Annotated in this window: 24 protein-coding genes; all 24 read right to left on the bottom strand. The window is 36.2% G+C overall.

What is annotated here, in order from left to right; genetic code table 11:
- Window positions 1–3,587: SspB-related isopeptide-forming adhesin (locus OCF96_RS06020; protein WP_261446689.1), on the bottom strand; the 3,587-nt coding region annotated here is incomplete at its 3' end.
- A gap of 19 nt (window positions 3,588–3,606) precedes the next feature.
- Entirely contained in the window at window positions 3,607–4,515 is a 909-nt protein-coding gene (locus OCF96_RS06015; RefSeq protein ID WP_261446688.1) for an LPXTG cell wall anchor domain-containing protein, read from the bottom strand.
- 16 nt (window positions 4,516–4,531) lie between these two features.
- The gene (locus OCF96_RS06010; RefSeq protein WP_049537675.1) at window positions 4,532–5,605 is read right to left on the bottom strand and encodes a hypothetical protein; all 1,074 of its coding nucleotides are present in this window, start codon (window positions 5,603–5,605) and stop codon (window positions 4,532–4,534) included.
- Between the two features lie 12 nt (window positions 5,606–5,617).
- The gene (locus OCF96_RS06005; RefSeq protein ID WP_261446687.1) at window positions 5,618–5,956 is read right to left on the bottom strand and encodes a conjugal transfer protein TrbC; all 339 of its coding nucleotides are present in this window, start codon (window positions 5,954–5,956) and stop codon (window positions 5,618–5,620) included.
- A 91-nt stretch (window positions 5,957–6,047) separates the two neighbouring features.
- The gene (locus OCF96_RS06000; RefSeq protein ID WP_261446686.1) at window positions 6,048–7,898 is read right to left on the bottom strand and encodes an AAA family ATPase; all 1,851 of its coding nucleotides are present in this window, start codon (window positions 7,896–7,898) and stop codon (window positions 6,048–6,050) included.
- A gap of 2 nt (window positions 7,899–7,900) precedes the next feature.
- Window positions 7,901–9,646, bottom strand: a complete 1,746-nt coding sequence (locus OCF96_RS05995; RefSeq protein WP_261446685.1) for a type IA DNA topoisomerase — start codon at window positions 9,644–9,646, stop codon at window positions 7,901–7,903.
- Between the two features lie 161 nt (window positions 9,647–9,807).
- Entirely contained in the window at window positions 9,808–14,631 is a 4,824-nt protein-coding gene (locus OCF96_RS05990; RefSeq protein ID WP_261446684.1) for a PBECR4 domain-containing protein, read from the bottom strand.
- A gap of 11 nt (window positions 14,632–14,642) precedes the next feature.
- On the bottom strand, window positions 14,643–14,903 hold the full coding sequence (locus OCF96_RS05985) for a hypothetical protein (RefSeq protein ID WP_261446683.1): 261 nt from the start codon (window positions 14,901–14,903) through the stop codon (window positions 14,643–14,645).
- 117 nt (window positions 14,904–15,020) lie between these two features.
- Window positions 15,021–17,390 (bottom strand): MobP2 family relaxase, encoded by a 2,370-nt coding sequence (mobP2, locus tag OCF96_RS05980; protein ID WP_261446682.1) that lies wholly within the window; start codon window positions 17,388–17,390, stop codon window positions 15,021–15,023.
- Window positions 17,391–17,408: 18 nt separating this feature from the next.
- Window positions 17,409–17,969: a hypothetical protein gene (locus tag OCF96_RS05975; protein WP_084910554.1), complete on the bottom strand. Its 561-nt coding sequence runs from the start codon at window positions 17,967–17,969 to the stop codon at window positions 17,409–17,411.
- A 10-nt stretch (window positions 17,970–17,979) separates the two neighbouring features.
- Window positions 17,980–18,429, bottom strand: coding sequence for a hypothetical protein (locus OCF96_RS05970; RefSeq protein WP_261446681.1), 450 nt, complete (start codon window positions 18,427–18,429; stop codon window positions 17,980–17,982).
- Window positions 18,430–18,439: 10 nt separating this feature from the next.
- Window positions 18,440–19,228 (bottom strand): DNA/RNA non-specific endonuclease, encoded by a 789-nt coding sequence (locus OCF96_RS05965; RefSeq protein ID WP_261446680.1) that lies wholly within the window; start codon window positions 19,226–19,228, stop codon window positions 18,440–18,442.
- A 2-nt stretch (window positions 19,229–19,230) separates the two neighbouring features.
- Complete coding sequence (locus OCF96_RS05960; protein WP_261446679.1) at window positions 19,231–19,578, bottom strand: hypothetical protein; 348 nt, start codon at window positions 19,576–19,578, stop codon at window positions 19,231–19,233.
- Window positions 19,571–19,906 carry a hypothetical protein gene (locus tag OCF96_RS05955; RefSeq protein WP_261446678.1) on the bottom strand — a complete coding sequence of 112 codons (336 nt, stop codon included), beginning with the start codon at window positions 19,904–19,906 and terminating at the stop codon, window positions 19,571–19,573. Before OCF96_RS05955 ends, OCF96_RS05960 begins: the two co-directional genes overlap by 8 nt.
- 404 nt (window positions 19,907–20,310) lie before the next feature.
- Window positions 20,311–20,598: a hypothetical protein gene (locus tag OCF96_RS05950; protein ID WP_216732928.1), complete on the bottom strand. Its 288-nt coding sequence runs from the start codon at window positions 20,596–20,598 to the stop codon at window positions 20,311–20,313.
- A 33-nt stretch (window positions 20,599–20,631) separates the two neighbouring features.
- Window positions 20,632–20,988: a hypothetical protein gene (locus tag OCF96_RS05945; RefSeq protein ID WP_261446677.1), complete on the bottom strand. Its 357-nt coding sequence runs from the start codon at window positions 20,986–20,988 to the stop codon at window positions 20,632–20,634.
- Window positions 20,989–21,108: 120 nt separating this feature from the next.
- Window positions 21,109–21,933, bottom strand: a complete 825-nt coding sequence (locus tag OCF96_RS05940) for a hypothetical protein (protein WP_261446676.1) — start codon at window positions 21,931–21,933, stop codon at window positions 21,109–21,111.
- A 16-nt stretch (window positions 21,934–21,949) separates the two neighbouring features.
- Window positions 21,950–22,951 (bottom strand): hypothetical protein, encoded by a 1,002-nt coding sequence (locus tag OCF96_RS05935; protein WP_261446675.1) that lies wholly within the window; start codon window positions 22,949–22,951, stop codon window positions 21,950–21,952.
- 52 nt (window positions 22,952–23,003) lie between these two features.
- A complete protein-coding gene (locus tag OCF96_RS05930) occupies window positions 23,004–23,228 on the bottom strand; it encodes a multidrug transporter MATE (RefSeq protein ID WP_261446674.1) in 225 nt (74 codons plus the stop codon).
- A gap of 67 nt (window positions 23,229–23,295) precedes the next feature.
- The gene (locus OCF96_RS05925; RefSeq protein ID WP_261446673.1) at window positions 23,296–23,742 is read right to left on the bottom strand and encodes a thioredoxin domain-containing protein; all 447 of its coding nucleotides are present in this window, start codon (window positions 23,740–23,742) and stop codon (window positions 23,296–23,298) included.
- The gene (locus tag OCF96_RS05920) at window positions 23,739–24,161 is read right to left on the bottom strand and encodes a hypothetical protein (RefSeq protein ID WP_261446672.1); all 423 of its coding nucleotides are present in this window, start codon (window positions 24,159–24,161) and stop codon (window positions 23,739–23,741) included. Before OCF96_RS05920 ends, OCF96_RS05925 begins: the two co-directional genes overlap by 4 nt.
- 15 nt (window positions 24,162–24,176) lie before the next feature.
- Window positions 24,177–24,380 (bottom strand): hypothetical protein, encoded by a 204-nt coding sequence (locus OCF96_RS05915; RefSeq protein ID WP_000878299.1) that lies wholly within the window; start codon window positions 24,378–24,380, stop codon window positions 24,177–24,179.
- Between the two features lie 8 nt (window positions 24,381–24,388).
- On the bottom strand, window positions 24,389–24,550 hold the full coding sequence (locus OCF96_RS05910) for a hypothetical protein (RefSeq protein WP_261446671.1): 162 nt from the start codon (window positions 24,548–24,550) through the stop codon (window positions 24,389–24,391).
- A gap of 77 nt (window positions 24,551–24,627) precedes the next feature.
- Window positions 24,628–26,130, bottom strand: a complete 1,503-nt coding sequence (locus tag OCF96_RS05905) for a primase C-terminal domain-containing protein (RefSeq protein WP_261446670.1) — start codon at window positions 26,128–26,130, stop codon at window positions 24,628–24,630.
- Window positions 26,131–26,133 lie beyond the last annotated feature (3 nt).

Genomic DNA, 26,133 nt, shown 5'->3' with positions numbered 1-26,133 from the left:
GCATGTTTTTCTGGATGTTTTGGTTTCGGTGGCTCTGGTGTACGAGTAATAACCTTGGCAGTCATTTCTTGTTTATTAACAATATTGATGAAAGTATTCTCAATCTTATCACCCGTTTCAATACGCTCCGCCTCGATGTAGAAGTCTGCATCAAAGGTTCCTTTAACTCCTAGAGAGTTTAGGAAATCTTGATTGATAACGTAAGACCACTGACCACCTTTGGCATCCCACTTAACAGTTACAAGTTTCTTGATAAACTCTGAATTAGTACCTTGGTTAAATTCAAAGGTGAAGGCATAAGTGCTACCTTTGGCAATCTTATCGCCTGCTTTGATAACCTTACCATTTTTCAATGTCACATCATAAGGCAACACAAGCTCTTTTTCTGCTGTGTATTCTGTACCCTTGATGATACCCTTCCAATTACCAGTATAGCGATCATGCTTCATATCGAGCTTATCTACACCGTCATATTGGTATAATGTATCATGTTTTTCTGGAACAGTTACTCCATCAAGAAGGTACTGAACAAAATCACCTAGCTGAACTTCTTTGCCATCAAGGACTTTCTTGCCAGTTCTATCAAGTACATGTTTTTCTGGCTTAACATTTGGAACTTCAACTGTTACAAGATTCGACTGATAGCTATTCCCAAAATCGATCTGTTTAAAATCGTTCTTCACGATTTCTCCCTCTTTTACTAAGAGTTTCGCTGAAAGATCAATCGTCACATTTTTATTTTGCTTCACGTAATTGTTGTAGAAGCTCGCAGAGTCTTTCGCAACCCAAAGATAAAATTCACCTTTAGGTGCCAAGTTCAATTCCTTCAGGATATTATTGATAGCATCCGTACGCCCAGCATCTGAAAGAACATGATACATATCAAAGAGATTTTTCACGTCTTGCCCTGCAGCAGTCATCTTGATTTTGCTGTGGTAAACTGTGAAGGCTTTGTCTTGAACATCATCCAGGATTCCAAACTTCTTACCAAGTGCCTGCGCTGAAGCAAGAGTTTTGGTGTATGGACTGTAATCTGTTGTCAGACGGAAGGTCACGTTGCGGTCAAATGTTTTAGCACCATTGATATCCTTACCAGAATGATCTAACACAGATTTGACTGGTTTTGGAGGTCTTGGAGTGTAGTTCGTAACAGTATTTGAGAAAACTTCATAGTTATTCACTAACACTTTATAAGTGTTGTCATAGAAGCCCTTGTCATAGATTGGTTTCCAGGTAATCACAGGAGCTTCTAAGTGCTTCCCTTCGTAGGTTGCAGTAAAGGTATAAGTGTTCTTTCCTGCATCATAGGCAACGCCCCATCCTGCTTTCTCTGCAGCTGCCTTTGTGACAGCTACATCAGGAACAGCACCAGCTTCGAGTGGATCAATGATGGTAATCTTGTCTCCCTTTTTAAGGTTCTCATAGATATTATCATGGGTCAATGTATAAAGCTGAGTAGCATTTTTAGCTACTGTTTGGCCATCTGTATTCGTTTTATCTGTGTCAGATACAGACTTGCGGACAGTAGGTTTATACTGCAATTTGTAACCGTGATAGCTTGCGGATAACTTCTGATTTTTAGTTTCAGAGAGAGTTTTAAGAGTCAAGGTTGGTTTGACTGGATTCTTTGTATTCACCAATTCAGCTGATACGGGCTCAGGTTTGACAGGTTTCACAGTTGTTTTTGTGATAGTTGCAGTAGTTGGAACTTCAACAACTGGTGCTACCACTTTAGTGTTTAAGGCAAACCAGTATGTCTGTCCTGTTGGTGTTGCAGAGCCATCCCATTGAGCAAAATCAGTAGTGAAATCAGTCCCTTTAGTGAAGACACCGAGTGCTGCTCCCTTATATTGATAAGGAGAGTCAGAAGTATCCCATGTAACTCCAACATTTTCCTCTGTATTATAGTTATCAGCATAGTTGTAACCATCGTTTTTATGGTATGTTACAGTTGAACCGTTAATCTCAATATTTTTACCATTAACTGCTCCAGCACCTTCCCAACCAACTTTGTTATAGTTAAGAGATGAATAAGTTATACTTGCTGGAGTTTTTTCTGAAGCAGTGAACACTACTTCTTTACCATCAACATTGTAATAATAAGTATCAGTTACTCTAAACTTCATGTAATCCGAAGTATCACCAGTACCATCATTACGAGCTACAACAAAGCCTTCTGTTGGGTCGTTCAAGACATAGACATCATTCAATCCTGTCTTCCCTTGATTAAGAATCTCGAATTTTCGATGAATACGAGAAATAGTATGTTTTGAACCATCTGCAGTTGAAACAGTCAAACCTTTCAGATTAGTGTAGTCAATTTCTGTTTTCCATCCAGTGCCAACATCCTGATATTTCAAGACTTTGGTAGAATCAAGAATACGACCATATCCAGAATTTCCACTTGAAGAAGCGACATAGCTTGTAGTCAATTCTTTAGCGCCAGAAGCACTAGATTTTACGTTAGCATTTGGATTGGCCGAAGTAAGACTGAGAGCCTGTAAGACAACCTCTTTTGTGAACCCTTCCGTACTTGTTTTAGATTGAAGTTCATTGTATTTCTTCTGCCAGTCTGCTTGTGCTTTCTTAGCTTTATCATAAGCTGATTGGTTTCGTTTCCCAATTTGCTTCGCTTCATCAGCTGAAGAAACTTCCTGTGTTTTAGAAGTTAAAAGTACGCCAGAATTTTTCAAATCAGCTGATTTGCGATCAGCATCTTGGTTGACTTGATCACTAGCATTCTTCTTCTCTGTGTAGGCAGCCATCATGGCTTTGTTAAGTTCCACTTTGCCTTTTGCAACTGCAATAGCCTGATCATTTTTCTTTTGTAGCGCCTCTACTTCTTTGACTGAAGAAACGGTACGTGTCACTACCTTAACTGTTACGCCCTTTTTCTCCAAATCTTTTTCAGCAGCTTCTACTGCCTGATTTAACTCAGAAGCTTTCTGAACATTAGAATCATAGGCCCCTTTTTCAACCAGGTAATCTGCTACTGCTTTCTTGTTCTCTGACAAGATTTTCTTAGCTGTTGTAGCAGCTTCCTTGTTTTTAGGTGCTGTTCCATCAGTTGCAGTCGAACCATCATTCGTTACAGTGACTGTTATTGACTGTCCGTGCTTGCCTTTTTCAGTAGCCACAAAGTTATTATTGGCTTGAATAGCTTCCTGCGCTTCTTTAAAGGCTTCATTGTTTTGAACTTGTTTTGCAGTCGTGTCTTCAAGTGCCTTGACCTGCTTGTCCTGGTCTTGTTTAATATCAGACTTAGACTGTTCTAGTTTTGTTGGAGTAGTATCTGTTCCCTTATCAACTGATTGAGTCTCAGAAACATTCACCCCTGCTTCTTTTGCTTTTCCAGCTGCCTTAGTAACTACACCATTATCAATCGCTACAGACTGGCTTCCTGTTGCTTTACCAGCTTGTATAGCGTATGCATTGTTATCGTTTTTACTTTCAGGCTGGACTGCTTCATCTGCCAATACAGATCCTGCAGAGAAAGCTACAATCCCTGCAACTGCAATTCCTGATACTAATCCTTTAGCCCATTTTTTCTTACGGAAATATCCGTGTCCTTTTGTTTTTTCTGTCATATATGTCTCCTTTTCTTAATTAAAATAGTTTTTTCTTGTAAAAATAACCTACTGCTGTCAACAACATGCCACCAATAGTACTTAGAATACTTTCTGCTGTTCCAGTGTTTGGAAGTGTTTTAAGTTTGCCTTCTTTATCAGTAACAGAGATAGTCTTATCTTCGTTGACAGTACCACCGACCTCTTCAGGAGCTACTACAGAGCCATCTGAAAGGACTACGTTTCCGCTTTGAGTGCTAACAATTGAAGCTCCTGTATTCGTTTCAACTGGTTCTTTTATTACATCATGCACCACTTGACCTGTTGAAGTTGAAGTAGTTCCAATTTGAGACTTCCCTTGTTCGTTTGCCTCTACTGTTGTTTTTGGCTTTTCAGCAGGTACACCATCAAGGCTTCCAGCGTTATCCTTACCTTGTGGTTTGTCTTTAGTTGATGATGTATCTGGTGTTACTGGTTTATCAGTTGGTACGCCATCTAAGCTCTCCGCATTGTCTTTACCTTGCGGTTTATCTGTCGTTGATGATGTATCTGGTGTTACTGGTTTATCAGTTGATACGCCATCTAAACTCTCCGCATTGTCTTTACCTTGCGGTTTATCTGTCGTTGATGATGTATCTGGTGTTGTTGGATCAACTGGAGTAACTGAAGGCTCTGTTGGCTGAACTGCTGGAGCTTCTGTTTCTGTTGAAGCGCTAGGTGCTGTTGGCTGAACTGCTGGAGCTTCTGTTTCTGTTGAAGCGCTAGGTGCTGTTGGCTGAACTGCTGGAGCCTCTGTTTCTGTTGAAGTGCTAGGTGCTGTTGGCGTAACTACTTCTGTTGTTGGAGCAGAAGAATCAATTGGTGCAAGCTCATCTGCATATACAGAACCAGCTTGTGCAAGTACGATAGTTGATAGTGCTAGTGTAGCTAATACTTGTTTCTTGTGCATTTTGATTTTTCCTTTTCTAATTTTTAAGATAATTTGATTCTTTTGGTTCTGTTTCTACAACAAATCCATATTTTGAAGAATCAGAAGCTTTTACATCAAAAGTTAATCTAACGCTAGATGATTTATCCGCTTTTTTGACGGATAGGATATAGGAAACCGTGTATTTTTGAGTTTCTGAATCATAATTCAACTTCTCTAAAATAACGGACTGTAAAATTCCTTCTTTTGGTTGGGTGAATTTTGCATCACCTTCAGAAAGAAAATCCACTAGATTTTCTTTTTTGCCTGAGTAATAAGAAGGTAAGAAATAGCGACTAAATACATCAACTTCATTTTTCGTTGAAATGATTAGTTGAGTATTTTTTTGTTCCTGATATAAGAAATTTACTTTTTCTGACTGGTTAGATAGTTGAGTGAAAGCAAAAAATACACAAACGATATTTACTATTGTAATCACTCCAACAAAACCTAAAAATAGATAAAATTTCTTGAGGAAAGATGACTGCTTTTGAGATACGGGATACGTAGCATCTGTTTGATCCCTTGCTTTTGGAATCGGTGGCAAACGACTTGATTGAGAATGAACCAACGTTTCACCTTCAGCTGGGAAAAGGGGGAGAGAAGAATCAGATAATCCCAAACTTTGTTTATATACAGGATAAATCTGGTTCTCAAAATACTCCCTTTTTTCCTGATAGCTGTAACTCGCAAATTCAGAGCGAGTAAGTATTGCTTGAATTAGGGGAAACAAGAGATTTTCATAGTCCTCAGTAATGAGGAATGGACTAGCATAAACCTCCCCTTCTGTTACTGCGCTTTTCCCTTCTAGATGAGCAATTGATACTTTTTTCAGCTGAAACTTGCCATACGCCTGTTTTAACTCTTTAAACAACAATTCGGCTTGTTGAAATGTTAGGTAAGGCAAACTTTTTGAAATCGGCTGAGGAAAATTAGCAAGATGATCCAATCCCTCAATAATATCAAGCAGTTCACTATCATCCTCTAGACCTCTTCCATCTTCCCAGGTCAGTTCTAGGAAAAGCTCATCGGTAATAGAACATCTATTTTTATTAAAGAGTGAAAAAGTCATAATTTTTACCCCTTACTTTTTAATAAAGTTAAAGAACCATTCAATAATACCTGGACCTGCTGCAACACCAATAATTGCAACTGCAATCGCAACCCAATGTTTCTTCATCGCCGCTTTTAGCTCACGTCCACCAAAACCATAAATCAATGAGGTTACAACCGCCGCTAAACCAAATAACACAACACCGATTCCCTGAACCTTAGTTATTCCTTCTTTTGCTAAGGTATCAGACTTGGCAAACGGATCGTCCGCATAGACCGTAGATCCTGTCAGAAATAGAGAAAGGCTCAATAAAAACATTTGTGATTTTGTCTTTACTTGCTGAAGTTGTCTTGTCAAATAATTTTTCATAGAAATCCTCCTTTGTTATTTTGACAATATTAGTGTAATAGATAATTGAAAAAAATTTTTTAAAGGGACAATCATTTTTTTGTTGTGAACTTTATGAAAATAATACTTCACCAAATGACTTATTTTTAGCCTCAACTTCAAATAATATTTCTCTTTTATCTTCACGATGGTGTTCATCTGGCGCATCACCTTCTACCCAAAGATGAAAATGATATTCCTGGTTGAAATCTGATAGATTAAGAAATTCTTTAGAAATTAAAGGAAGTACTTTATGCTTAATCACTCTTTCAAGTGGCCGTGCACCGTCCTTTATATTTGTTCCCACATCTAGTAAATAAGTAACCAAACTTTCTTCATAAGAGAGAGTCAACTTTTTATTCTTCATTCTTTCTTGAATTTCTGATAGCTGTTTGACAATAATTTCCTTATTCACTTCCTCGTCTAACATGTTAAAAATCAATTTATATTCAATTCGATTGAGAAATTCTGGTCGGAATTTAGTTTCCAACTCCAACGTCATGCTCTTTTCAAACTGAATTTTATCCCTATCGGTTAGCTTTTTAAAATTCCCTTTCAATTCGTACTGCTTAATAATTTTTTGAGAACCAATATTCGTAGTAATAATAACAATCGTATTCTTAAAGCTCACTTGCCTTCCAGTTGAATCAGTCAAACGTCCTGCATCAAGCACCTGCAAAAATAAATCTACAACTTCTGAGTGTGCTTTCTCCACCTCATCGATCAGAATAACGCTATAAGGTTTTTGTTTAACCTTCTCAGTCAATTGACCTTTTGTCCTAGTTTGACGATCGCCAATCAACTTTGTAATATCTCCTTTTTGCTTGTACTCAGACATATCAAAACGAATGATTGCCTCCTCATCATCAAACATTCCCTCTGCCAATGCCAGGGCAAGCTCTGTTTTTCCAACCCCAGAGGTTCCTAGAAACATGAAGGAAGACAATGGCTTTCTTTGATCCTGTAAGCCAGCTTGTGCAACAGTTATAGCATTCACAACAGCATCTACAGCCTCATCTTGACCTTTAACCCGTCGTGACAGCTTTTCTTTTAAACCATCTAGCCTTTCCTTGTCACCTTTCAAAATCGTCGTGACAGGAATACCTGTTTTATTTTTCAGCACCTCTGCAATTTCTTGCTTACCTACATGGCCTAACCCATTTGTAGAACAAATTGTCGCTGCTGCATCTATTAAGTCAAAGGCTTTATCAGGTAAAAATTGATCAGGTATGTAGCGAACAGATAGAAGTACAGCTTGTTTTACAGCATCAGAACTAATAGACACCTGGTGAAATTTTTCATAAATAGTTTTAGCTTGTTCAAGAATTTCAATCGCTTGAGTAGTTGTCGGTTCAGAAACCATAATTGGCTGCATCCTTCGCTCCAGCGCTCGGTCCATTTCAATATATTCATGAAATTCATCTAAAGTAGTTGCGCCGATCAATTGCATCTCACCACGTGACAAAACTGGCTTTACAATATTTCCAGCATCCAGAGCACCTTTATCTGAACCTCCAGCACCAACAATAGTGTGAAATTCATCAATAAAGAGAAGATTCTCTCCTTTGGTTTCTACCATCTCCTCAATAATTTTTTTAAACTTAACAATAAATCCTCCATCCTCATCTGACATTAAGCTAGATAGTTCCAGAGAACGCACAGTCAAATTTTTTAATTTTGGAGATACCTGGTTTCTTAAAATGGCTAAAGCAAATCCTTCAACAATAGCTGTTTTTCCAACTCCAGCTTCTCCCACCAAAATAGGATTATTCTTAGTTCGCCTGAGAAGAGTGGTCTGAACAGCTTCTACTTCTTTATCACGTCCGTACACCTGATAATCTTCCGCTTTTTTTGAAACTTTTTCTGTCAAATTATCTGTATAACGATCTAAATAGGGTGTTTTGTTCTTTTCTTCAGTAGTCACACTTAATCACCTCTTTCTTTTACTTCTTTGATTTGAAGAGTGAGCTTATCTTTTATCGCATCCACAAATTCTCTTGGATTAATTTTCCCTTCTCCTATCTGAGATAGAAACATTTCCCAGCCTCCTGTTGTCCCTGGATCAGAAAACTCATTGTCATAGAGATAATTGATAAGTAGATAGGCTTTGTTGGTAGGCGTTAGTTGACCTGTTTTTTTATCTTTAACAACATAACCCTTACTTTGAATTTTTTTAATGATTTCTCCTCTAGTGGCTTGTGTTCCCAAGCCATATTTAGGAAATATTTGGCCAATCAATTGGCTTTCTGTTAATCTTTTGGGTGGTTTTGTTTCACCCTCTATAATCTGAACTTTCGTCTCAATTTTATCTCCCACTTGATAATCAGGAACTTCAACAGGACCTCGTACCTTTCGTGAACTCCATTCAGCCCATCCCAACTTATGAAGCGTTCTACCCTTTGTTTTAAAAACAAAACCATTATTTTCTACATTGATTGTTTTTATTGAATAATGACAATCATCCGCAAACATCAAGATTGCCTGCTTCACAACTGCTTCATAAATCAGTCGTTGGTCAGTTTTTAAATTTGAAAGGTTTGGAATTCTTTCAGTCGGAATCAAGGCTGAGTGGCTCGTACCAGACACTTTTTCATCATTGACATAATCTTCTCTAGGCTCCAAAAACGCTGGCTCAAAATGACAATTAATAGCTTTTTGATAGGCAGATAGATTTTCTTTTAAATCGTCAAACTCAAATTGATTGATGTATTCTGAGTCTGGTCGTGGATAGGAGAGAAATCCTTCCAAATACAGTCCCTCAACAATGCTCTCTGTTTTATCTGAGTCAAATTTCCAGGCGCTTGCTGCAAAACTTTGTAATGCAGATAAGGTAAATAGTTGTGGAGCTGATTTCTGATGTTCTTCTACCTCAACTGAAGAAACAACAGAGGTGGTTGATAAACCCCTTGAAGAGACTAAAATAGCTTCACTATCTTTAGTTTTATCTTTGGTCGTAAAGAACACCCCATTTTTCTTATCCTCCAGCTGAAGCTTCCAATATTTTTCTGGAGTAAAGTTACGAATCTCTAAGTCATTCTCACAAACTAGTCTGACCGCTGGTGTTTGAACTCGGCCAACCGATAGATGGCTGCCTTTTGTTCGAGGGAGTTGTCCTCTTGCTTGAAGATCAATCGTTGTAAGAGGTGATAAGTTCATTCCTACCAACCAATCACTTTGTGCACGTGCTTCAGCTTCTAAATAGTAATTATAGGTTTCTGAAGGTTCTTTCAATTCCTGAAAAGCTTTTTGAAGAGTTTTCTTTGTCATGGAGCTTGCCCAAAGACGTTTCCAAATTTTCTCCTTGCCTCCTGGTATATGCGATAAAATAGAGTACGCAATCCGCTCTCCTTCTCTATCAGCATCCGTCCCAATAATCACTTGATCTGCTGTTACCACTTCATCATAGATTCTCTTAAATTTTTCTCTCGAATCCTTGTCCTCTTTCAGATGTTGCTTAAATGAAACATTTGTAAGAGGTAATTTATCAAGCGACCAATTGTCTGGTTCACTATATTCAAATAGATGCCCTTCAGCAGCCACCACATGTACTTCAACTGGAAAATAGGGTGACTCCCTAATGACATAGACACCTTTCTTTTTACTAAATTGTCCCAAAGCTGTAGCGTAAGCTTCTGCCTGTTTCTCTTTTTCAGCCAGAACAACTATAACCATATCATTCTCCTTCTACTTCATTTTCTGTCATTGTAAGCTATAATTAAAAAATCTTTTGTAAAGGGACATTGACAAATAATAAAGTAAGTTGATATCAAAAAACAGCACAAAAAGTTATATAACTTTATACACAAAAAAGAGGCTCTTAAAGAGCGCTCTTTCTAGATTTTAAGCCCCTTCTTTGGGCTTTGGATAAAATTTTGATTTTGTACCACCTGTCTGTTTAACTGGTAAGGTTTTGTATGTTGTTCAACACTTTTTACAATCTTAGATACTGTCCCATGAATCCGTTTCATAGATTGCGCTAATTGTTGATCATCAAGAGATGTTAAATTATCAGTCCAAAGTGCCATATAGCGAATAGCTTTCTCCGAGGTATCTAACCCAAAATGCTTAGAAACGAGATAACTTGTCATCTCAGCTTCAAGTTCTCTACGATCTTTTGAGACATCTTCCTTATACGAGTTAGCAAATTTAGGATTATGCAGACTAGCATGCGCTAACTCGTGAATAGTTGTTGCAACGACTTCCCCAGGAGTATTATCTGGATTCAAAAGTATTTTTTGTTCATCTGGATAAAAAGCTCCCTTCGCACTCCTCAACTCTTTTGCATCGTCTTGATAGATTGTTATCCCAATATTCTTAGCATAGTCTGAAAGTCCTTCAAGCACCTCTTTCGTACGAATATGATCCATATTAAAATCATAGTGACGATTTGGCATCGCTTTTGGATAAAATTCAGGCTTCAAGGTTGTTTGAGACAACTCAAAGACTTTATACGTAGCGAATTTAGCTAAGCCTGTTTTTGAATCTCTTTCCTGGAAGAAGCGAGATTTTAATTTTCCTTGCTTCTTTAAAGCTTTTTCTTCAGGTGTCGCTTCAGAAAGTCTTTTATATTTTGGATTGCCTTTTCCATTTTTTACTTGGTTCCCATTTTCATCCAATACAGGAATCATTTCAACCATCATAGGTCTAAACAAGGTAATATGTGATTTTTCTCCTGTCTTAACCGAAAGATTGTTATGAACAACTTCTCTTGTTCGACCTGTTTTTTTATTGGTATAGGTGTTTCTAGTTTCAAATACCTGATCTGAAGTAATCCCAAGAGCTTCCCCCATAGATTGCCATTGATTATAGGTTGCGACTGCATTCGCTCCTGGCCACTGTTCCTGAATCAACGCTACATTTCTAGGTGAGAGTTCTGGAAACTTACTCATAAAATTCAGATACTCTTCTAACCGTTCTGGTGTTTCTGTGTACTCTCTCACTTTTTGAAAAGCAACCTCACTCAATTCATGAGGCGTTAAAGTAGCATAATCAATACTACTTGGGTTTACTTCAGGAGTCTCCAATTCTGAAATAGGTTCCTCTTTTAGAATATCCTCTACACGCTGAAGAAAATTATTTTTAGTTTCTTGCTTAGAAGATTGAAAAGCTTCCGTTTCTCTTGTATCAAGGTTTTGACCTTCTCCCTCTCCCATCAATCGAGACGATTCATTTGCTTCCTGGGAAATTTCCTTATTCACCTCTCTATTTTCCAGCTGAGAAAGAATTTCTTCATCCATCGATGCTAGTTCAGATTGACCGTTGAGTCGACGATATCCTAATCCTAGCATTTGTGAAATTGGTCTAGTCTCATCTCCAATATCATATCGAATTCCCTCTTTGATCATTTCACCCCCTGGAGCATAGATATCAAACTTAATTTTGGTAGGAGGGATATAGCCTTCAGTATTGCCTGCTGTTACTTGTTTCATTCCTTCTTGATGAATTGGATAAAAGTCCTGATTAGCCTTATATAGCTCCCTAGCGAAATCTTGATAAGATATCAGCTCTGTCTCTTTAAATGGCAATATAGGGCCTTCTGGGCGTTCCTCAGACCATTGAAGTCGTACATGGTAGTTTTCCTTATAGATATGATCTTGTATCCATTCTTTATAAAAATCTGAATTTGTATCTAGGAGATGATCTTTCCCAGCTGCAGCAACAATCTGATCAAATTTATCATTGTGTTTCTTCGCATAGTCAAGATATTGATTCCAAGCCTGATGAAATCCTTCTGGCGTTTTTGAGATATCATCTGGCACACCTAAATTATAGACAGTATCTAAGACTTGAGTAAAGGTAGCTGAATCAAGTGAGGTTTTATTCAGTGTGCCCTCTGGAGCTGGTGGTTCAGGCTCTTCAGAAACCTCCTCATACTGTTTATTTTTTAAGACAGATAACATTTCCTCGCCACCATCTTTAACATATTCCTCATTAATTGACAGTTGCTCAATATGACCATCTCTTTCTCTATAGACACCTAGAATTGTGCCAGTATCTATATCTTTCAGTTGTTTACTTAAATCACCCTTCACTCTCATTAAAGATGCAGGGACATGAGTAAATTCCTTTTCTTTGAATAACAATAACAAATCAGTATCTTCTGGTCTAATTGCTTTTGAAAGATCCAGATTATTAAATTTCTTTACAGATGAAAGATCGTTAAACACAAAGGAGTCTGACTCTATCACCTCAGGTAATAAGTTCAAAACTTTTAGTTTATCCGACATTCCCTGCGCAAATTTTAAATCTTTGAAATGCCCTTTTCCAGCTGCAACATCTTCAACAAATGACTCAGACAAATGTTCTACCCACTCATTATATACAGGTGTTACTCCAGTTAAGTGCATCCAATTTTTCTTATCAAATTTAACATTTAGAATTTGGAATTGCTTTTCTTCTGGATTCTTATAAACATAATGGATACTTGTCCCTGACATTTCTTTTAGATACCATTGAGCCGAGTCTCTCATTGCGTTTGCGTATAAATTTAACGTCCGCATGTTTTTTTTGAATATTTTATTTGACATTCGATCCTCATTGATGGTAAAATGAAGATGAACATTGGCAGGAAAATCAGGTTGAGAATTTTTCTCAACGGGCTGCGGTGCTGTCCCTGGAGTTTCCACTCCTAAAAAACTGGAATTGCGATTCAATAGTTCGCCCCCAGTGTTAGTCTCTTGATTATTATCAAGAGACTTTTCTTTTTCTTCTGAGACTTCCTTTATCTTAATAGGCTGAGTATCAAGACGTGACATCAAGTTATCCAATAATTCTCGATTTAAAACCACTTCTCCCTCTTGTTCTTCCAGATAGTGGAACAATGTGTTTGGTGTTACCACAAATCCATAGGAAAAGTCTCTTGTTCCTGATTCAATCAATGGATACTCCAACATTCGCTCAACCGATTGTGATAGATTATCAAGGGTTCTTTCACCAAAATAGACGCCAAAACTGTCACTTGAAAGGCTTTCTATCTGCTTGTTGGTATTGTAGGCTGCTATTGCAAGTTCACCAATAAACTGGGTTGAAATATCTACTCCCAAAGCTCTCTGATGAGGTTTCAATGCTTGATACAAGGAATCCTGTTCAGGAGTCCCTTTTGTCTTGTATAAATCAACCGTTCGATCATCAATAGAGCTTAAAAGTGAATGAATAGGAGACAGCACTTCCATTCGCTTATCATTGAGATATTTTGTAGGATGGCTATTCCCCAACTTCGCAAAGACATCATACAGATAGAAATCTGGCGCAAATTCGATTGATAATTCTCCAGATTGAATCCGATTATTTAATTTCTTAGTTAAGGCTTCGTTTTCCCGTTTCACCTCTTCGTAGCTCATCGTTCTTCCAGCATTCTCCTCTGTATTGGCAATAGATTCTTGATTGTCTGGAATATGTTTTTCTTTCGTAGTCGGATCTGTTTCAGAGGGTCTAGTTGACTGAACAGAAAAAGAAATATTATTCCAATTTTCCTTCAACCATGTTGCATCTTCAGGAGAAAGGTGGCTGGTATCAGGAAAGGGACTTGATTCTGATAAAGTTGCTTCAGCCTTTTCTTCAAATTCTGATTTTCGACTATCAGATTTTTCTTCCTGTTGATTCTTTAGAACATCATTCCAGTCCGTTTTATCCTGTCCTGGCCTTAGTTCTGGTAAATCCGAATTGATAACAGCTCCTTTTGCTTCCAATTCTTGAATGAATGTTCTACCTGCTTTATCATTATCTAAAGCTAGGGTGATTAAATCCGCATTTTTCCCATCTTCAAAAAAGTGACGATCAATAGCTACTTGAAGTCCGTCTGCCAATTGTTCAGGTGTCCATATTAGCGCTTTTCCTGACATTTCAGCCTTAATTTGAGATAGATGACGGCCAATAGTAGATTCTTTCAAACCATCCATAGAAACTAACCTGACATCCTGAAGACTATCCTTATGCAATTCATAGTAGGACATTAAATCAATTGGACTCTCAGTAAAAATCAATCGTTTTGGACTGCCAATATCAACATGAATACCTGTCATAGGATCGGAGTTTTTCATAATCACTTTAGCATAGCCATGTTTGGGCCACTTCTCCCAATTCTCCTGGATTCCTTGTAAAGAGGCTCCAACAACTTCACCTGAAGAAGAAAGGGATTTGAACACAATAACTGGCTCAATCGCATTTGTTGTGACTCCACCAGTGCCTTCCGCAAAGTAGTCAAGTTTGGCATTAGCTTGGGCTAATGCACCCTGTTCCAAAAAATAATCAATCGTTTCATCGGATAGCCCACGTTGATTCCGCAGATAATCTCTTCCAGCTGAAAACGGCTGCTCGTATTTCTCAAGATAGTATTTAAAATCTTCTTGAGGTCTTTCAACCATTTGAAACTCTTTAAAATTTCCATCATTTAAAAAATCTACAGACTGGTTAAAATCTACTTCCTTTATTGTCTCAACCAAAGAAATCGCATCCCCACCTGTATTTCTAGAAAACCATTTCCATAAATTTTTATCAGGTGAAATAACTAGGCTATCATGTTCTTTCCATCGATAGTCTCGTCCAGAACGAACCAGCTCCATCTGAAGCTCGTTTGCAACATCCAAAATATCTCTAGAACGTGCAAATTCAACACGTTCTCTACGACTTTTCCCACGTCTTGATTCTAGTTCTGTCATATAAAATCTCCTTAAAATCCTTCATACTGTGGTTTGTACGGCTCTTTCTCTGCTTGTAGAAACGTTTCTGGATCTAAGTGAACCAATTCCCCTACTGAAAAAGATCCAAATAGCTCAGAATGTCCCTTAAAATCTAGAACCATTTCTAAATCAGAATTTCTTCCTTGACCCTCAAAATGCACTTGTTTGTTATCAGCATTCATTGCCGTAATTAACCATTCATCTGAAAAGTCAAAGTCTTCAACTGCTACATCTGGAAATACTAGCTCCATTTTTCTACTCCTTTCTCTTTTTATCCTTCTATTCTATGTAATAATCGAAAAATCACAGTTAAAGGGACAATAGATTTCCATTTTCAACAAAAAAAGCCATTGCTTTTACAATGACTCTTATATACTGTGTCCTTTCTCTTCAAGTTCTTGTCTCTCATCACTTCTCTCACGTTCCATGAGGGCTTTTTTATTTGCACGTTGGGCTCTTTGAAGAGAATTGGTCAAATTTCTCATGAAATCTGTATTGATAATTGCTTTACCTTGAGATTGTTGGATATTTTTTCTTTGCAGATTTTTCCTTTCTTGCATTTTCTGTGAAACAGCTTGAGCTAACTGACTTTTTTGATTACTTTCTTCCTCTGGCAATATTTTTTGATAGAGTGATTTGAGTTCAGAAAATCCTTTCGCATTCTCCTGTTTTAATTTTTGAATAATCGCTTGATCAGTCGTTTGTAAAATTTCCTTGTTTCGACTGTAAATCTGATGTTTCAGCTGAAAAATTGAGATATGGGTCTGTAGCTCTTCTATATAGCTATCTTTCGTCACAGGATAGCCCTTTAGAATAGTCAGCACTCCTTCATCTTGAAGAGGTTGAACTGCCACTAATTCTAGCTTCAAACGTTTAATAGGTGCTTGAATTGCTAATGAATCAGCCTTTTCTACTGAAAATGAAACACTATCTTCAAACTGGTTAGCAAGAGATTGTTTTAGAGATTGGTCTGCTTCACCTAGTTTATAATTTGGAGTCAGTTGCAATTCAGTCAGCTTCAGTCTTTGAAGAATCTCCTTCTTTTTTAATTCAACAAATGGCTGATCAGTTTCAAGTGGTTGAATTTGATCAAAAAGAGTTTTACGAACTAATAAACTACTTTGTTTTTCCTCCAATAAACTCAATTTTAAAGCATAGCGAAATGTTCCTAATTCCTGGCGCTCTTTTAATGATCGATCACTTTTCTTTTTAGCTGCTTCTACAAGAGCTTTCAAATCAGCCGAAGAAAATAGCGATAAGTCTCGTAAACTAAGTTGCTTCTCCAGTAAGTCTTCTTTCATCTGACTCACATCATAAACTAATTCCGTAACATATTCAGGACGTCCCAAACCTGTTCCGTGTTTGTCATAAGCAGCATAGACTGGTTTTGTGATTTCAAGAGGTTTTGCCCCATCTTTCAATTCATAACCCAGTTTTTTCCAAGCATCTAGTGTTTTGATAACACTTGCATTGGGATCCTGTTCTAAAATCATTTGTTGATTCTTTACTGAGAAATTGGACAAATTTTTTTCCAGCCGAACATCAGCTATTTCAGGAGCATTCTCACGAAATAAGTGCAAAATTTTATTTGCTAGTCGTTCTCTCAACTCCTTCTCTCGATTCGCTATTAATTGCTGTAGATGATAGCCTGCAGCTTCCTGTTGTATTTTCTCAAAACGACCATCAACTTTCCGAATCTTTTCGTAGGTTGATTTTTTTTCAGCTGAATAAGCTCCTCTATAAGTTTCTAGGAAGTCCTTCGTTTCTTTCAGAAATTCTTGATAGAGCTCTTTCCCATCATTTTCTAAATAGGAATCCAGATAGCGGTCGATGAAGAATTTACTGACTGCAAAATCTCTTGCATTTGATCCATAACGCCATTTTTTATCCATTGGCAAATGGTTGTAAGCCTGCTCCAAAAAATTTTTTTCAGCCGAAGAACGAACCTTCTGATCTCTAAAGACAGAATTGATCAACTCACTTCTGATATTGGCCAAAATTTGTTCTCTTCTAACAATCATTCCTCTAGTCTGTTCATTTAACAGGCCATGAAAAACATCACTTTTAAAACGCTCAATGGTTTTTTGGGAAAAGTTCCCTCTGTACTCCATTCGTCCACGAGGTCGATAGAAAATTTTTTCTCTTGCAGATTCAACTTCAGATAAACCAAAATGCACATGAATATTATCCGTATTCAAGTGAATGTTAGCCCACCAAAATGATGAATCAGATAAGCCTTCTTTTTCAATCAACCTCGGCAATGCTTCACGTATGACCGACTTGATAGCTTGCTGATCGACTTTTCCAGTTTCCAGATCATATAATCCCTCTTTGGCCAAAAAATCATTATCAAAAGAGATAACACCCTGCCATAGAAGAGAGCCATTTTGATAAGCCTGTTCTAACTTACTTTTCAATTCAGTTACTTTGCTACGCTGCAAGTAATTGGCCTCTTTTGTAAAAATCGCTGTCATCTCTTCATTTTGGTTTTCAGTAGCATAAGAGCGATTCATATAATCAATGTATTCCTGAAAATTTAGTTTCGTTTCTGGAACTTCAGCTTGAATTTTTTGTATTTCATCTTCAGTTAGAGACTCGATATTTTGTCTGTGTGTTTCTAAATTTAATTCATTATCAACCTCAACAGCTTCGTCTCTATTAGTGTAGTCTACAAAGCCACTATTTGCTTCAGTGTATTGCAGCATGAAGGTAATACTTGGACTAGAAGATACGTTCATTATTTTCCTCTCTTTGAATTAAAATAGTCCATTTTTTCTTAAAAGAGCATAGTCTTTTAATAACGGTTGTAATTCTTCAGGTTCAACTTGAAAATCATTGATCCACCGTCCTGATTGAGAAATATGTAATTCTTTTTGCTCTTCAATAAATTGCATGGGAATCAATAAGATATTTGGTTTTTCTAACTCTGAACCACTTTCTCGTTCTAAAAAGGCGACAATAAAATCTTGATTACCTTTTGTTCTCAATTGCCAGTGATGGGAGTTCCCGTTTTTCCTTTTATACAATGAGCTGTATTTTACATCAATCGTTAGACCATCTAGCCAAAAATCATATACTGGATTATTTTTCTTGAAATACTTATTCGCATCCGTTGCATCTGGAACATACTTTTGAAAAAGCTCCTCGGCCATTCCCCCAAGCTTAGCTGTCCTAGAACCATACTGAATTTTATCTTGAATTTTCAGACAGCCACTCTTAATCAATTTCAAATGAGCTATATGAGTAGGCAACCCTGACTGTCTCACCGCTTCATGAAAATCTCCTGTTTCTAAATAGATCTCAACAACATCTACCATTTACTATACCTCAATGAGAATGTTTCATTGTTTGACCACGTGCAACATCTTCTTGAATGACATCGTTAATCCGTGCCATTAATTCATGCTGTGTAGGATCCAGTCGTGAATGAATAGATTCCAAATCTTGAACATCAAAATCATCTTTCGTAATAGCATGAAAGTTGGTTAGTGTTAAATAGAGAATTTGATCAAGTTGACGATGAATTGCCTTGTTGTCATTTCCAGAATCAAAGGCATCCCCCCAATTTTTTTCCAGCTGAGTCAGTCGCTCATAGAAATTTTTTCCTTCTCCTAATTCAATAAAGAGTTTATAAAAAACTTCAATCAAAGTGACAAGCGTTGCTGAATTATTTCGATATTGTTTCTGCAAAGCAGACGATTCTTTCAAGTAGGATTTTATTTCCTTAAATTTTTCATGTGTTTCTTCGCTAAAATATAAGCTAAGTCTTGGATTCATTTTTCCCTCCTCAATTTTTCTGAGATGATCCTGTCAAATAATTGATTTTGTATCCTGGTTGAATATTAAAGATATATACATCAAATGAGATCTCATCATCTTCAATACTCTGCGCTTCCATACGAACTCCTCTAGCAACTAATTCCACATTTCTAAATATAGGAGTTACTCGATAGCGGACATGGTGGTTCGTATTTTTTATGTAGTTAGCAATTTTATTTTCATAGTAGACCATTGATGATTGTTCATCTTCAAAATTTGCATTTAAAGCACGTGTACCTGTAAATAAATTTTTAGCATTCGTATTCTCTCCACTTAATTGAAAACCGATTAAGTGAGAACGATTATATAAATAATCTTCTTTCCCGTTGAAAATTATTTTTTTATTTTTCCATCCTGTTGGTGTGATAGACGAAATAGATTCTCTATCTTCAGTTGGCATCAAATCTTTTCCCAACATCGCTTCAGCAATTCCTACACGATTTAAAAAATCTAGATCAGAATATTTTTCCCAGCTGCCATTTTCTAAACTCAATTCGCTTTTTGTAAATTGTGATTTTTCATTGACAACAATCACTTGATTTTTTCCATCATACTCCTTCGATTTCAAATCATCATTTTTCAGAGTAGAATTCAAATTTGAGTTGGAATTTTTTTCTTCAGCTGAATCGGCTATGTTCAATTGAGTCGGGATATCATTTTGTGTCAAGCCAGATTTGATAGCATTAAAATTGTTAGGTTGTACGATAAAGATTGCAAGAAAAATGAGAATGATGAACAGAGATTTATTCTTCTTCATTGTTAAACACCACCTGACCGTCGTTCAGCTTCAAGTGCAGATACATCATCCATAAAATGTAACCAATTTGTAGTTAGATCATTTACAATATCTTGTTTAACATTTAAAGCTGAAAGAGAAATTTCATTCTTCAACATCAAATCTAAAATCTGACTTTGTTGTTTTTTGATGACAGATAATGTTTCCGCAAATTGGTTATTGTACAAATTCAATCCGTCATTCATTACGATATTTTGAACTTGCGATAACATAAACTCATTGAAACTCGGATAGTTATATTTTTTTGAAATAGCCTGAAGTTGTTCAAACATATCGTCGGGAACATTTCGAATTAAAAAATTTTTAGTCATCACTTTCCACCTCTCCTTCATACTCTAACCAACGTGAAATATAATCACCATAACGATCCATTTTTTCTTCAAATTCAGATAATATTTTTTTCTGTTTTTTCATTTGGTTCAAAACATGGTCAGAAGCTAATTTCATATTTTCCAAATGAGCAACATACAAGTCTTGAGCACGATTAAATTTTCCATACTCAATTTTTTCACGACAGATTAAAAGCAAAAAATCGTTAAATGAGTTGGCTTTATTTTTTTTCGCAAGAGATTTTAGATAATTAATTTCATCATCAGTAAGGCCTCTAATCTCAATTCGATTTTGTTTTATATTTGCCATTATTTTAAATTTTCCTTTCTAAAAAATAGCGCCCTTCTTTTTTCTTTTGTCGAAGCAAAAGCAAAAAGAAGCAAAAAAGAAAACTTCAACCTCGCAACATCACGAACCGATACGGTTCTATTTTTGCGGTTTTTCAACACACTAACACACACAGAGGGACTAAGGTCCATTTTAGGTGTGTTGTGGTAGAAAAGAGCATAAGGGAAACTGATATCACGTGCCGTGATATGTTGATAGTATCAACGTTTCCGGTACCGGTAATTTTCTCGGTTTCACCTACTTACACACACATACTATACTTACCTTTACACACTTTATAGGTGTTATACTTACACTGTTTTTCTTCTTTACATACTTTTACTTACACCGTTTTTGACTTCATTTAGAAGTTCAAAACTCAAAGATTAAGACTGATCTTCAGCTGGAAAGTTTCCTTCTTCACGATTTTTCTTCGCTGCTAAACGTTGTTCTTTTTCATCTTCTTTGATGAGGTTTAATTCCATTTTTAACTCTTCAAAAATTGATTCATACGACTGATTTTTATTTTTCTTCAGTTGAATTTGAACATAAATTTTACCAATTTGTTTTTGAAGATTCTCTTCTGCTTCTTTACGTTCCTGTTCCAAAAGGGCAACTCTTTTCTTTGCCTCTTCTAGTTGATTATCAATTTTTTTTAAATCATTTTTAGCCATGATTACTTCTCCTTTTTTCTAATTTCGTATTTCTTAATTCCTTAATTTATTTCCTGCAAAGCTGGTAATTTTTTCTTTTACAATTTGGAAGTTGCTCCACAAATCGCCATCTAATTTCTTCAAATCAATCACATAAACTTCATGATCATTTTTCTTGATGGTTAGTGTGAAAGAACGTTCATCAATTTTAATTTCCTTTAGAACGAGGTACATTGAAGAAAACATTTCTCCTTTACACCCTGGATTACTATGATAGGTTATTCCATATTCATCAATATCCAGCACAACCCATTTCTGTTTTCTAATCAAACCTTTTGTACTTGTGAATACAGTACGATGCTTTCTAACTGGCTGATTTTCCTTTGGTGCTAATTTAAGTTGTTCTTTCATTTTTCTGCCTTTCTTTTTTTGATTGATTCTAGTATAAGAGATAACTGAAAAAAATTTTTTAAAGGGACAATCATAAAAAAAAAATCCCCTTAATTCAAAAATTAAGGAGATTTTTGACTACTATTTGTTGGTAAACACGAACTCGGCTTTCATAGAAAATGCATCCTTTTTACTTACATCAAGTTGAATCAGCCAGAAAGAAAAATCATGTTTTTTCCCAAACGGGAAGACATAAAATACTGGATGATACAATTCTTCAATATCTACAAATTCTCTTTCAAGAGGAGCTTCAGAACCATTCCATGCTTTTCTATAATAGGAAATACCTGTCCGTTTTTCTCTATTCAAAAAACTTAATTCTACAATATCTTGATAATCCTTTTTCACTGCTCGCTGATTAATCGTAATCATTCGTTGGTTTGCATCACCTTCATCAGCATCCATAAAAATATTGATTTTAGGAGGTAACTTATCTTTTAATTTTCGGATTCCAAGGTAATCCTTGTTTAAGATATTTTTGAATAGATAACGCTGAAAAAGTTTTGCTTGAAACCACTTCATGAAATAATAAATACCAATACTAAAGATTGTGGCTAAAAGCCAGAACGATGATTCATTCTCTTGAAATGGAAAAACTACTGCGATGGAAAAAATCAAGCCTAACACAACACTTTCAAAAAATGAAAAAATAAATCTCTCAACACCAAAACGCAATTTTGAAAAAGGAACAGCTAGGATAAAAATAATCATTAAAAATCCTAAATAATTTGAACTAATTTCAAGTGCTTCTGATATTATTTTAACCAGAACAGCACACGCTATCATCTCAAACACTAAAGATTGCCATTTAAACATCTGACCAACCAGCCAATTTATTCCACAAATCGCAGATAATTTATATCCCAATTTATCAGTTCCTTTTACCATTTTAATTAAATTTTTCATTTTATTTTATCTCACTTTAATTCATTTCTACAGTTTCAATAGGATTTGAAAATTCAAATGTTCCATCTTTGACTGCCTGTTTTTTCTTATCCAAAGACTCCAATTTAGCCTTCAACTTTTCAATGTTTTTATAGGCTGTTTCGATGGTTCTATTCTTCGTTTCAATGTTTGTATCCAGCGTAGCAATATTCTTTTGATTGGCTTCGAGATCATCACCTGTTAGATATTTTGCTTCTGTTTGAAGACTCGCTTTTCGTGAATTATCATCTTCAATTGATTCCTTCAATTGAGCAATTGATGTTGTCAATTTTTGAGACTGTTCATTCTGGAAATTGATCTCTTTTTCTATTTCCTGAAGAGTAAATTCTTCTCTGGAGACAAGCTCAATAGCTTTGATTTCAAGCTGAGTATTTTGAGGAGTTACAAAGAATTGTACAGTGTCATCTTCTTCAGATTTCTTCTGAGAAACCTTTTTAGAATCACTGGATGGCGATGAAATATTTACATCAATTGAACTAGAAGAGACCGTCTGATTCGTCACATCAATCGCAAATGCACCAAAATTTTTCGGAACTCCTTTAATAATAACTGATACTTTATTATCAATGATTGGTACAACATCCATCTCTATTTTTGAGTCTTTATGCTGTGCATAGAGTTTCCATTTTAATCGTTTGGCATCGATACCCCGATCTATCGAAGTCGTAGCATCTTTCGTCTCAAATTGTAAAACAATAATTCCAGTATCTGGGGAATATTCCTGGCTGACCAGTTTCATCTCACCACTTCCATTCGCAAAAACTTGCTTTGTTTTGAGTTGTTCTGAAGTATAGGTTTGTCTTTGTGGTGAGAAAATTGCTCCCATCAAAAGACTTAACCAGGTCACAAACAACATTGAGAAAATAACTAGTTTTCTCTTAATAATATTCTCTTGAAACCAAACTTTAGTCTTAATAAATGGTTTCAAAATTGGGCTAGATTTTATCTTTTCAATCCAGCGTTTGATTGTATCTATCATAGTGGATATATCCTTTCTACTTTATGTGAATTTTTGTTTTTAGAACAATACCTTATCTCTGTTCCTCATGCTTCTTACATCCTTTCCAAATAAATGAAATCTTACTTTTAGGCCAAACACTTTTTAATAACATTAAAAATGCCAATGGCAGCCTTTTCGTTTTGATTTCATTTCCAAAGTTATCACATATAGTTATCTTGAAGAGAGGTACAAACCAAATCGCAATCAAGACAGTTCCAACCACGCCATGCGCAATAGCATTTAAAAATTGATACATACTACCTCCTTAGACATACTTCAATATTTGAAAAGGTTTCTTAGCCCACTTACTAAACCTTACCCTTTTAATCATTTATGGCCTCCTGGATCCCTTTCTCATCTGCTACAATCTTTTCCTCTGAATCTCTTGAGGCATACAGATATTTCTTTATTTTTCCCTTACGAATTTTAATGATAGTTGCAGCTTTTTCAACTTGGTATTTTTCTACCAACTTTTGACCTTCTTCTGTCTGAGTGTCAATGTAAAATGTAGGATAAGAACCTTTATTGGCTGCATCTACAACTACACTTTTTCCAACCTGACAGTAAGGACAATCTTTTTTATAAAATACTAGATTTACATTTTGATCAAGTACAGTATTCTGATATTCCTTCTGAGTAAGATGAGGATCATAATCTAAGATAAAATGATCTTTATACATCCTATATCCTCCTAGAACTGCGAGACTCACAAATAAAATAACGAGAATAGCACCTACAGCTAACTTAATGTGTCTAAAAAGCTCTCTCATACTACTTCCTCCTCATCCATAAAATCAAATATGGAACCTTGAACATAATCAATCTTGGCCAATTCTTTTATTTCTGATTTTAAGTTAGCGAACGTTATCATCACTTCCTGAAAGAGTAAAGGATCAAATTCCTCGGAATCCAATACACGGACAATTGGTAACATTGGATAGTGATCTCTCAACTCCTCCTGGAGATAATCTGAAATCATTTTATCATTCGAGATAACACTATCTACTCTAATAATCGCTGGAATGCTAGTAATACTCTCCTCGTTTTGATAAAAAGTTAAAGCTACATCCCCTGCAGAAATAGACTCAAATTTTAAGTTATCCGATGAAAGTTTGAAATAATAAGCCAATGGTTCTTGTCCAACTCCTGTTAGGTAGTACCCTCTAATAATTTTGAATAACTCTGACATCGACCTTTCTCCTTCCTAACAAACTTTTAAAAGCCTAAACGGAGCTTGATACACATCAGGATAGTGAATCAATCTCTTTTTTCTTTGCTCAGGAAGTGGTTTACGATAATGTTTTTGAAGATACTGAAAAGCTAGTCCCAATGTATCAAAAACTAAAACTTTATTCTCCCCATTACAAATATAATCACCTAATTCAAAACTAAAAATTACATACTTCATTCTTAATCTCACTTTCTATTTTGGCCAATCATTGCCAGCTGATCTGTCTCTAATTCAGAATCATATCCGTTTTCTAAACGAATTCGTTGACGAATCCCTATAAGTGAGAGAATTATTAAAACTCCTCCAACAAATATAAGGCTAAAGAATCCACCTAAAATTAAAATCATATCATTCCTCCATCAATTTCAAATTCTATATCGATAATCATAGATATAATGTAAAGGCAGTTTGCGGGTTTTTAAAATTATCCAATGTCAAGCTCAAATAGAGATAGTTGTTGTGTTTGTTTAAAGTCATCTTTAACCCTTTCTATCACTCTCTGGGTGAACTCTAAGCTTTCTTCAAAGAAAGCAGCAATATTGGCCATATAAGCCTCCTGACGTTCTTTCTTCACCTGGATAAGGGAAAGCAAGATTGCTTTGATAGAGGCTAATCTGATGCCTCCTCCACGACCGTGTTTGACTGTGAAGAAGATCTTTTGTTCTGCTTTGAGAACTTTCAATACTTTATCCAATGAGCGCTCAGGAATGTTCAACTTCTCTCGTATCTCTTTTTTTGTCGTCTGGATAAATGGATCCTCAGATTGATAGAAGCCTTCTAAATAGGCCATGACATCTGTTTTCCATTCATAGAGATGACTATTCTTTCTGTCCGCACGTTTCTTCTTAAACTTATACCAACGTTGCTTCACAAAGAGATCTGAAGCCTTGAGTTCCTGGTTAACCCATGCTTTACATAAAGTCATTACATAGTCACGACCAGCAGCTTCATATTTTCCTGAATAGGCGCTTGTGATAATCTTATGATATTCAGCTGAAGAGAGTGGTTCGTCTAGATTTGCATTAAAGTTAGAAAGAACTTCCTCGCATTCTCCTTGATCAATTCCTGAAGAGAAGTTAGCTAAAGCCAGCGTGAAAAGAACGTTGTTTCTTCCCATCAAGGCTTTTCCACCTTTGATATTTCCCTCTCTCATCAGCAATTGATACCAGGGTTCATCAATCTGTTTCACCCCTTCAGAACCTGAAATAACCGTCAAATTTGGCTTTTTACTTGGGAAGGGAAGATCTGATTGCTTCATTGACCAATCTAACCACTCCTGGAATGAATAGGTATAATCAGCATCAAAGAATTCAACGTTATCAGTTCGAGGAATCCGAGCAATCCCAAAATGGTTACAAGTCATATCTACTGGTAAAGTTTGAGCGAAATAATTTCTCAAATTTTGAGAGATAGCTTTGGCCACCTTCACCACTCGAAATTGAGAATGAGCTGTAACATAAGCTGATTCTGAGAGGACAAAATAGGCTTGAAATCCTTTGTCAGATTTTAGAATCAACGTCGGCATAAAACCTAGCTCCAGGGAAGCAGTTAGAATATCTCCTGTCGTCATTTCTTCAGCTGCAGAGGCAATATCGAAGTCAATGTAGAATGTGTTAATCTGTCTAAGATTATCCTCAGAGTGGCCACGTGTAATCCGTCGACCAGCATCACTATAGCTTCCGTAGCAATATACGTTAGGAGTCCAGTGTGTAAACTGATCCTGGTTCTCCAGCAATGATTCGACAGAGGTTAAAACAACACCACGTGCCTTCACCATATTCGCTTTTGAACGATAAGCAAATACAGACCCTCGTCTTCCTTCTTCAGCTGAAGAGATGAGCTGTAGATGGCTATTCTTATATTTTTGTATTCTTAATCCATCTTTTATGATGATGGATAAACATTTTAATAAATCAATCTTTTTCATGTT

The sequence above is a fragment of the Streptococcus mitis genome (genome assembly GCF_946190065.1).
GTDB classification, from domain to species: Bacteria; Bacillota; Bacilli; order Lactobacillales; family Streptococcaceae; genus Streptococcus; species Streptococcus mitis_DE.
Note: the sequence above shows the minus strand (reverse complement) of the source record. Positions and strands in the feature narration are given on the sequence as shown.